Here is a 9,044-nt window from a genome sequence, read left to right on the forward strand (position 1 = left end):
AATGAAAACTGGAAACGCCCGCCACTTCGCAGTGGCGGGCGTTTTCGTTCGCGTCAGCCTTGCGCGCGTTTCGCGAGTTCCTCGCGTTGCGACAGGTCCTCGACGTTGACCATCCAGTGCACGCCGAAGCGATCCTTCGCCATCCCGAAGCCGAGCGCCCAGAACGTCTTGCCGAACGGCATCGTCACTTCGCCGCCGTCGGCGAGCGCGTTGAACAGCTTCTGGCCTTCGTCGACGGTCGCCGGGTTCAGCGACAGCGAATAGCCGGCGTGCGCGGCGCCGGCCGGTTGACTGCAGTCGCCGTCCGAGCACATGATCATCGACTCGCCGATCGTGAAGCTTGCGTGCATCACCTTGTCCGCCATTTCCGGCGCGATCGGGTAATCGGGATTCGGCGGCGCATCCTTGAAGTGCATCTTGAACATCGTCTTCGCGCCGAGCGCCTTTTCGTAGAACTGAAGGGCTTCTTCCGCGCGGCCGTAGAACGTCAGATACGGTTGGACTTGCATCGTTGTCTCCTGTGGACCGGACAGGCGCGTCGGCGCCCGCTCGGGTACTGCGGGGATTGACCGGGAAGAGCGCGACGGGATGCGGCCGCCGCACTCGTGACGTGGATTGTAGTGCGCGCGCCTGACGGTGGAATGAAAAATAAAAACGGCCGCGAACACGCGGTTCGCGGCCGTTCGTCGTGCCTACTGACGGCTGTTGTCAGGCTTGCTGACGGATCAACTGACAGCCGTCACGCACGCGCGATTCAGCGCAGCGCGTCGATCAGCTTCTCGAGCTTCACCGCGTCGGCGGCGAAGACGCGTATGCCTTCGGCGAGTTTCTCCGTCGCCATCGCTTCGTCGTTCAGCTGGAAGCGGAACGACGCCTCGTCGATCGCGACGCGCTCGGTCGGCTTGTCGTGCAGCGCGTCCGGCGACAGCTTGCGCGCCACCGTGTCGTTGCTGTCGTGCAGCTTTTGCAGCAGGTCGGGGCTGATCGTCAGCAGGTCGCAGCCGGCGAGCTCGGTGATCTGGCTCGTCGTGCGGAAGCTCGCGCCCATCACTTCGGTCTTGTAGCCGAACGTCTTGTAGTACGTGTAGATGCGGCGCACCGACTGCACGCCCGGATCGTTCGCACCGCCGTTCTTCGCTTCGTCCCAGTCGGCGCCGGCCTGCTTCTTGTACCAGTCGTAGATGCGGCCGACGAACGGCGAGATCAGCTGCGCGCCGGCTTCCGCGCATGCGGCGGCCTGCACGAGCGAGAAAAGCAGGGTCATGTTGCACTTGATCCCTTCCTGCTGCAGCACCTCGGCCGCGCGAACGCCTTCCCACGTCGACGCGAGCTTGATCAGGATGCGCTCGCGGCCGATGCCGGCGGCTTCGTACAGCTTGATGAGTTCGCGGCCCTTGTCGATCGAGCGCTGCGTGTCGAACGACAGGCGCGCGTCGACCTCGGTCGACACGCGGCCCGGGATCAGCTTCAGGATCTCGGTGCCGAATGCGATCAGCAGGCGGTCGATGATGAAATCGGTGCTTTCGTTGCGGTGATCGCGGACGGTTTTCTCGAGAATCGGCTTGTACGCGTCTTTCTGGACGGCCTTCAGGATCAGCGACGGATTCGTGGTCGCGTCCTGCGGCTTGTATTGCGCAAGCTGCTGGAAATCGCCCGTGTCGGCGACGACGGTCGTGTACTGCTTCAGCTGGTCGAGTGCGGTAGTCATGGCGATTCGGGAGGAGGGCGCGGGGCGCCCGGGGTTCTCACGGGCCGCGCGAGCGCGGCGGCGAAGCGAGGCGGCGCCGGGCACCGCCTCCGATCCACTATTTTAGGCCCGATTCGCGTCGCGCACGTTTTGGCGCGCCTTTTGCGTCGCGCGTGCCGCGCGATGCGGCGCTACGCGGGGCGGCGCGCGTTCAGGATCACCTGCGTGACGATCCCCGCGACGAGCCCCCAGAACGCCGAGCCGATCGACAGCAGCGTGAGGCCCGACGCCGTCACCATGAACGTGACGAGCGCCGCTTCGCGCTGCTTCACGTCCTGCATCGCGTTCGCGAGCCCGCTCATGATCGAGCCGAACAGTGCGAGCGCGGCGACCGACACCACGAGCGCCTTCGGCAGCGCCGCGAACAGCGCGGCGATCGTCGCGCCGAAGACGCCTGCGACCAGGTAGAACGTGCCGCACCACACGGCGGCCGTGTAGCGCTTCGCGCGATCCTCGTGCGCTTCGGGGCCCGTGCAGATCGCGGCCGTGATCGCCGCGAGATTCACGCCGTGCGAGCCGAACGGCGCGAGCAGCAGCGAAGCGAGGCCGGTCGTCGCGATCAGCGGCGACGACGGCGTCGCATAGCCGTCCGCGCGCAGCACCGCGATGCCCGGTACGTTCTGCGACGCCATCGCGACGACGAACAGCGGAATGCCGATGCTGACGATCGATGCGATCGAGAACGCGGGCATCGTGAACACGGGTTGCGCGAGCGCGATGTGGAAATGGCTGAAGTCGAGCAGGCCGAGGCCGTCAGCCACCGCGGTGCCGGCGATCAGCGTCGTGACGATCGCATAGCGCGGCGCGAGCCGCTTGACGATCAGGTACGTGAAGAACATCGCAAGCACGAGCGCGGTCTGGAACTGCGCGGCGCGGAAGATCTCGATGCCGATCTCGAACAGGATGCCCGCGAGCAGCGCGGCCGCGATGCCGGCCGGAATGCGCTTCATCAGCGTGTCGAACAGCCCGCTCACGCCGACGGCCGTCAGCAGCAGCGCGCAGACGACGAACGCGCCGATCGCGTCCGCATACGGCACGCCGGGCAGAGACGCGATCAGCAGCGCGGCGCCGGGCGTCGACCACGCGACGACCACGGGCGCGCGAAAGCGCAGCGACAGGCCGATCGTCGTCAGCGCCATCCCGATCGACAGCGCCCAGATCCACGACGAGATCTGCGCGTCGGTGAGGTGCGCGGCGCGGCCGGCCTGGAACATCAGCACGAGCGAGCTCGTGTAGCCGGTCATCATCGCGACGAAGCCGGCGACGAGCGCGGACACGGACGTATCGGCGAAAAAGCGGCGGCCGCCGGCGCGGCCGGCGCTCGCGGTGGGCGAAGGATTCATGCTGTCTCCGGGGGGGAGGCCGCGCGGATGCGGCCTGCGTGTCTACGGGGTGGGTTCGTTATTTGCTGAGTGCGCGCATCGCGGTTTCGAGGCCCGCGAGCGTGAGCGGATACATGCGCTGGCCGAGCACGTCGCGAATGATCGCGACCGATTGCCGGTATTCCCATAGCCGCTCGGGCTCGGGGTTCAGCCATGCGTGGTGCGGGAACTGGTCGGCGAGGCGGCGCAGCCAGACGGCGCCGGCTTCCGGGTTGTTGTATTCGACCGAGCCGCCGGGCTGCAGCACTTCGTACGGGCTCATCGTCGCGTCGCCGACGAAAATCAGTTTGTAGTCGGGCGTGAACTTGTGCAGCACGTCCCATGTCGCGGTGCGCTCCGAGTGACGGCGGCGGTTGTTCTTCCACAGGTGGTCGTACACGCAGTTGTGGAAGTAGTAGAACTCGAGATGCTTGAACTCGGCCTTCGCGGCCGAGAACAGCTCCTCCGTGCGCTTGATGTGATCGTCCATCGAGCCGCCGACGTCGAGCAGCATCAGCACCTTCACGTTGTTGTGACGCTCGGGCACCATCCGCAGATCGAGCCAGCCCGCGTTCGCGGCGGTGCTGCGGATCGTGCCGGGCAGGTCGAGCTCCTCGGCCGCGCCTTCGCGCGCGAAGCGGCGCAGGCGGCGCAGCGCGACCTTGATGTTGCGGGTGCCGATCTCGACCGAGTCGTCGTAATCGCGGTACGCGCGCGCCTCCCACACCTTGACCGCGGTGCGGTTGCCGTTCGACGGGCCGCCGATGCGCATCCCTTCCGGGTTGTAGCCGCCGTGGCCGAACGGCGACGTGCCGCCGGTGCCGATCCACTTGTTGCCGCCTTCGTGGCGTTCCTTCTGCTCGTCGAGCAGTTCCTTCAGGCGCTCCATCAGCTTGTCGAGCCCGCCCATCGCGTCGATCTGCGCCTTTTCCTCCGGCGACAACTCACGCTCGAGGCGCTTCTCGAGCCAGTCGAGCGGAATGTCGAACGCTTCGGACGGCAGCGCGGACACGCCGCGGAAATACGCGCCGAACGCCTGGTCGAACTTGTCGAAGTACTGCTCGTCCTTGACGAGCGTCATCCGCGCGAGGAAGTAGAACGCGTCGATCGACGGCGAGATCAGCCCGGCCTTCAGCGATTCGAGCAGCGTCAGGTATTCCTTCACCGAGACGGGCAGCTTGGCTGCGCGCAGCGCGTAGAAGAAATTGAGCAGCATGGCCGGGCCTTCGTGGACGGATTACCGGTTGTGCCGGTTCATGTAGACGAGACGCTCGAGCAGGCTCAGATCCTGCTCGTTCTTCAGCAGCGCACCCGCGAGCGGCGGCACGATCTGCTTCGCATCGGCGCCGCGCAGCGCGTCGGCCGGGATGTTCTCGGCGAGCAGCAGCTTCAGCCAGTCGAGCAGCTCGGACGTCGACGGCTTCTTCTTCAGCCCCGACACGCCGCGCAGCTCGAAGAAGCTCTGCAGCGCCGCGTGCAGCAGCTCTTCGCGGATGTTCGGGAAGTGGACCGCGACGATCTTCTGCATCGTCGCCGCGTCGGGGAACTGGATGTAGTGGAAGAAGCAGCGGCGCAGGAACGCGTCGGGCAGCTCCTTCTCGTTGTTCGACGTGATGATCACGAGCGGACGGTGCTTCGCGCGAATGGTTTCGCGCGTCTCGTACACGTGGAATTCCATCCGGTCGAGCTCGCGCAGCAGGTCGTTCGGGAATTCGATGTCGGCCTTGTCGATCTCGTCGATCAGCAGCACGCTCGGGCGCTCGGCGTCGAACGCCTGCCACAGCACGCCCTTCACGATGTAGTTCGCGATGTCCTTCACGCGCTCGTCGCCGAGCTGCGAGTCGCGCAGCCGCGAGACCGCGTCGTATTCGTACAGGCCCTGCTGCGCCTTCGTCGTCGACTTGATGTGCCACTGCAGCAGCGGCATGTCGAGCGCGGCGGCCACTTCCTCGGCGAGCATGGTCTTGCCGGTGCCGGGCTCGCCCTTGATCAGCAGCGGGCGTTGCAGCGTCAGCGCGGCGTTGACCGCGAGCTTCAGGTCGTCGGTGGCGACGTAGTGCGAGGATCCTTCGAAACGCATGGCGGCGCTCTTCTTAATCGCAAAAAAACCCAGTATAAGTCAGAAGGGCTGTCCGGGCGGGCGGCGCCCGCGTATCGTTGCGGGGCTGCGGCGGGGCGGGCCGGGGCGCCAATATGGACGCGTTCCCCGCCGACGCGGTACAATCTGGCCGTTTTTTTTGGCCTGCGTGGCGATCCATAAGCAAAACGGCGCGGGCCGTTGCCGCTTCGGCGCCAGTTTCCCCTCAAGCTAGGTTACAAGAGCTATGAACAAATTCGTCGGCAAACACGTCGTTGTCGCAGCGCTCGTGGCGCTCGCGGGCAGCGCGCAGGCGGCCGGTGTGGTCGGCAACCCGAAGGACGGGGCGAGCAAGGCCGCCATGTGTATCGGTTGCCACGGCATTCAGGATTACCGCGCGGCCTACCCGGAGGTCTACCGGGTGCCGGTCCTCGGCGGCCAGAACCAGCAATATCTCGAGAATGCGCTGAAGGCGTACCGCAAGAAGGATCGTCACTTCCCGTCGATGAACGCGATCGCCGGTTCGCTGACGGATCAGGACATCGCGGATCTGGCGGCTTACTACGCCGCCCAGAAGGCCGACACGAAGGACAATCCCTACAAGTAAAGCGCGCGCCGCCGATTCTTACCGGCGGGACAGGAGCATTCATGAACAACGCATTCAAGACGGCGGCGGTTGCACTGGCGGCCGGCCTCGCGATCGGCACCGCGCATGCGGCGGACATCTCGAAGGGCAAGGAACTGGTCGAATCGCACAACTGCGCGGCCTGCCACGGCGCGCAGCTGAACAAGCCGATCAACGCCGAGTATCCGCGCCTCGCGGGCCAGCATGCGGACTATCTCGTGTGGTCGATGCGCCAGTACCAGATGGGGCTGACGAACCCGCTGCTCGGCCGCAACAACGCGATCATGCAGGCGCAGGTGCAGAACCTGTCGGTCAACGACATGAAGGACATCGCGGCCTACATCGAGTCGCTGAAAGAGACCGATCTCGTCTTCAAGAAGTAAGCGCGCCGGGCATTGCCGGCCCGTGCAGCAGGAATACCCCGCCGCCGCGGGGTATTTTTTTGTCCGCGGCCCGGCCGGCCCGGCCGCGGCGGCGCGGCGCTCAGTCGCGCGACGCGCGGCGCAGGATGCGCTGAAGGTAAGCGTCCGTATCGGGCGGCGTGCCGGTGCGCTGCGCTTCCCAGATCGTTTCGCCGAGACATTCCATGATCACGTGCTGTGCTTCGTGCGTCGAATCGAGCTTCGCGGCCAGTTTGTCGTGCGCGGCGCGGATGCCGGGCGGCTGGTCGATCGACAACTGCTCGCTGATCGCGAGATGCATCGACAGATGCAGGAACGGGTTCGTGCGGCCTTCCTCGGGCGTGTAGTTGCGCGCGGCGGCGCCGTCGGCGTCCGCGAGGTCGTCATGGTATTCGGGGTGCTCGACGATCCAGTCGGCGGCCATCGCTTCCAGCGGCGTCAGGATCTCGCCTGCGCGCTGCTTGCGCCAGGTCTCGGTGAAAAAGCGACGGACGTCGTCGCGGCTCGGATTGAACATGGTGGGGAAACGTCGTGATTCGGGCGGCGTCGTGCCGCGTCGGGCATTGTACGCCGGGTCGGCGGGCCGTGCTGGCGGCCGGTGGCATGCGGGCAGAACGGACGTCGCGGCTCGCCGCCGGCGGCAGCGGCCGCCCGCCCGCGCAGCGCGCGTTGGCCGGGCCGGCTGCGCACCGCGCAGCGGGTAAGCGCGGGCTAGGCTGGCGGCCGCCGCGCCGCTACACTCCGACGATTCCTATCGTCGCGCTTGCGCCGTTTCGTCATGTCCGCCACCGTCCGATCTCCTTCCGCCGCGCTGCAGGGCGCGCTCTATGTCGCGCTGTCCGCCGCCGCGTTCGGCGCGATGGCGATCTTCGGCCGCTATGCGTATGCGGGCGGCGTCGACGTGCTCGGACTGTTGATCGTGCGCTTCGCGATCGGCGGCGCGGTCCTTGCCGCGATCGCGCGGCGCCGCCGCGTCGCATGGCCGCGCGGCCGCGCGCTCGCGCCGCTCGTCGCGATGGGCGCGCTCGGCTACGTCGGCCAGTCGTTCTGCTATTTCAGCGCGCTCCAGCATGCGCAGGCGAGCCTCGTCGCGCTGCTGCTGTACCTGTATCCGGCATTCGTCACGCTGCTCGCCGCCTGGTGGCTCGGCGAGCGCCTCACGCGCGCGAAGGCGGTCGCGCTCGTGCTGTGCGTCGCGGGCTCGGCGCTGATGGTCGGCGGCGGCCACGGCGAGCCGCTCGGCATCGCGCTCGCGCTGGCCGCCGCGGTCATCTATTCGCTGTACATCGTCGGCGGCACGAAGGCGACGCGTGGCGTCGATCCGGTCGCGACCACCGCGATCATCTGCCTGTCGGCGACCGCGACGCTCGTCGCGATCGCGCTCGTGCGGACCGCGGCATTCGGCGCGCCGCCGCGCTGGCCGGCGACGGCCGGCGGCTGGGCATCGATGCTCGCGATCGCGCTGGTGTCGACGGTCGCCGCGATGCTCGCATTCTTCGCCGGGCTCGAGCGGCTCGGGGCCGCACGCACGTCGATGCTGTCGACGCTCGAACCGGTCGTGACGGTCGCGCTCGCCGCGCTGCTGTTCGGCGAGGCGCTGTCGCCGCTGCAGTGGGCGGGCGGCGTCGCGATCCTCGCGGCCGTGCTGGCGCTGGTGCGCGCGGGCGGCGCGGCAGCCGACGATGCGACGGCGACGTCCAATGCGTGACGGAGAAGGGGAAGCCGCCGGGCGCAACGGCGCCGGCCGGCTGTGCCGCACGCGCCCCGGGGCGGCCGGCGCGTTGCGCAGATGCTCAGCCGCGGCTGGCGCGCGTCACTCGTTCGGCGGCGGCGTCTTCGGCCGGAATTCGCACAGCGGCTCGATCGCGCAGTGCCAGCATTCGGGCTTGCGTGCCTTGCACACGTAGCGTCCGTGCAGGATCAGCCAGTGATGGGCGTCGTGCAGGAATTCCTTCGGCGTGAATTTCTCGAGCGCGGCCTCGACGGCCCGCACGTCCTTGCCCGGCGCGAGGCCGGTGCGATTCGCGACGCGGAAGATGTGCGTGTCGACCGCGATCGTCGGCTGGCCGAACGCGGTGTTCAGCACGACGTTCGCGGTCTTGCGGCCGACGCCCGGCAGGCTCTCGAGCGCTTCGCGATCGGCCGGCACCTCGCCGTCGTGGCGCTCGAGCAGGATCTTGCACGCCGCGATCACGTTCTTCGCCTTGGTGCGGTACAGGCCGATCGTCTTGATGTAGTCGGCGACGCCTTCTTCGCCGAGCGCGACGATTTGCCGCGGGGTGTTCGCGACCGGGAACATCTTGCGCATCGCCTTGTTGACCGACACGTCGGTCGCCTGAGCCGACAGCATCACCGCGATCAGCAGCTCGAACGGCGTCGTGTATTCGAGCTCGGTGGTCGGATGCGGATTGAGGCTTTGCAGCGTTTCGTAGATCGCGCGTCGTTTGCTGGCGTTCATGGACGGTGCTTGTCAGGCGGTGCGGTCGGGCCGTTCCGCTCGTCGTTGTTGTCGGGCGCGTCGCCGTCGCCGGCTGCGGCGGCCTCGGCGTCACGCTGCGCCTGCTGTTCGGCGAGCCGCTTGCGGCGCGCTTCGGCCGCGTCGATCTGCGCCTGCACGGCCGCGCTCACGCCCTCGGTGTTCTTCGGGGCTGCGCCTTGCGCGGACAGCTCTTCCTTCTTCTTGCGCGCGCGTTCGAGCGCGGCGGCGATGATCGCGCGTTTCTTCGCGTCCGCGTCGTCGGCAGGTGCGGCGACCGGTGCGCCGGGCTCTCCCGTTGCCGGCGCGGCCTTGCCTGCACCGGCGCTGGCCGCGCGGCGGGCGGCCGCGCGCGCT

At 67.7% G+C, this 9,044-nt stretch carries 10 protein-coding genes and 1 pseudogene; 3 read left to right on the forward strand and 8 right to left on the reverse strand.

The features are described from left to right. Positions 1 to 53: 53 nt before the first annotated feature. The 5 genes from BSE24067_RS25390 to BSE24067_RS25410 form a co-directional block, all read right to left on the reverse strand. Positions 54 to 509, reverse strand: coding sequence for a VOC family protein (locus BSE24067_RS25390; protein ID WP_151064672.1), 456 nt, complete (start codon positions 507 to 509; stop codon positions 54 to 56). A 245-nt stretch (positions 510 to 754) separates the two neighbouring features. Then, positions 755 to 1,708: a transaldolase gene (gene tal, locus BSE24067_RS25395; protein WP_151064671.1), complete on the reverse strand. Its 954-nt coding sequence runs from the start codon at positions 1,706 to 1,708 to the stop codon at positions 755 to 757. A gap of 170 nt (positions 1,709 to 1,878) precedes the next feature. Next, positions 1,879 to 3,090, reverse strand: a complete 1,212-nt coding sequence (locus tag BSE24067_RS25400; RefSeq protein WP_151064670.1) for a benzoate/H(+) symporter BenE family transporter — start codon at positions 3,088 to 3,090, stop codon at positions 1,879 to 1,881. Between the two features lie 58 nt (positions 3,091 to 3,148). Next, positions 3,149 to 4,324, reverse strand: coding sequence for a vWA domain-containing protein (locus tag BSE24067_RS25405; RefSeq protein WP_151064669.1), 1,176 nt, complete (start codon positions 4,322 to 4,324; stop codon positions 3,149 to 3,151). A 21-nt stretch (positions 4,325 to 4,345) separates the two neighbouring features. Next, entirely contained in the window at positions 4,346 to 5,188 is an 843-nt protein-coding gene (locus tag BSE24067_RS25410; RefSeq protein ID WP_040144750.1) for an AAA family ATPase, read from the reverse strand. Between the two features lie 244 nt (positions 5,189 to 5,432). Between BSE24067_RS25410 and BSE24067_RS25415 the strand changes: the two genes are divergently transcribed. Beyond that, complete coding sequence (locus tag BSE24067_RS25415) at positions 5,433 to 5,792, forward strand: c-type cytochrome (protein ID WP_011885616.1); 360 nt, start codon at positions 5,433 to 5,435, stop codon at positions 5,790 to 5,792. A gap of 41 nt (positions 5,793 to 5,833) precedes the next feature. Continuing rightward, the gene (locus BSE24067_RS25420) at positions 5,834 to 6,193 is read left to right on the forward strand and encodes a c-type cytochrome (protein WP_151064668.1); all 360 of its coding nucleotides are present in this window, start codon (positions 5,834 to 5,836) and stop codon (positions 6,191 to 6,193) included. Between the two features lie 100 nt (positions 6,194 to 6,293). Here BSE24067_RS25420 and BSE24067_RS25425 read toward each other — a convergent pair whose 3' ends face one another. Then, positions 6,294 to 6,728, reverse strand: a complete 435-nt coding sequence (locus tag BSE24067_RS25425; RefSeq protein ID WP_151064667.1) for a DUF1841 family protein — start codon at positions 6,726 to 6,728, stop codon at positions 6,294 to 6,296. A 261-nt stretch (positions 6,729 to 6,989) separates the two neighbouring features. Between BSE24067_RS25425 and BSE24067_RS25430 the strand changes: the two genes are divergently transcribed. Further along, a complete protein-coding gene (locus BSE24067_RS25430) occupies positions 6,990 to 7,919 on the forward strand; it encodes a DMT family transporter (protein WP_151068762.1) in 930 nt (309 codons plus the stop codon). A 105-nt stretch (positions 7,920 to 8,024) separates the two neighbouring features. On the opposite strand, the gene nth is transcribed toward BSE24067_RS25430, so the two are convergent. After that, positions 8,025 to 8,669 (reverse strand): endonuclease III, encoded by a 645-nt coding sequence (nth, locus tag BSE24067_RS25435; protein ID WP_151068763.1) that lies wholly within the window; start codon positions 8,667 to 8,669, stop codon positions 8,025 to 8,027. Beyond that, positions 8,666 to 9,044: pseudogene (locus tag BSE24067_RS25440) on the reverse strand (electron transport complex subunit RsxB); the annotation flags it as partial. The gene nth and the pseudogene BSE24067_RS25440, both read right to left, overlap by 4 nt.

This window comes from Burkholderia latens, assembly GCF_902499045.1.
Classification (GTDB): domain Bacteria; phylum Pseudomonadota; class Gammaproteobacteria; order Burkholderiales; family Burkholderiaceae; genus Burkholderia; species Burkholderia latens.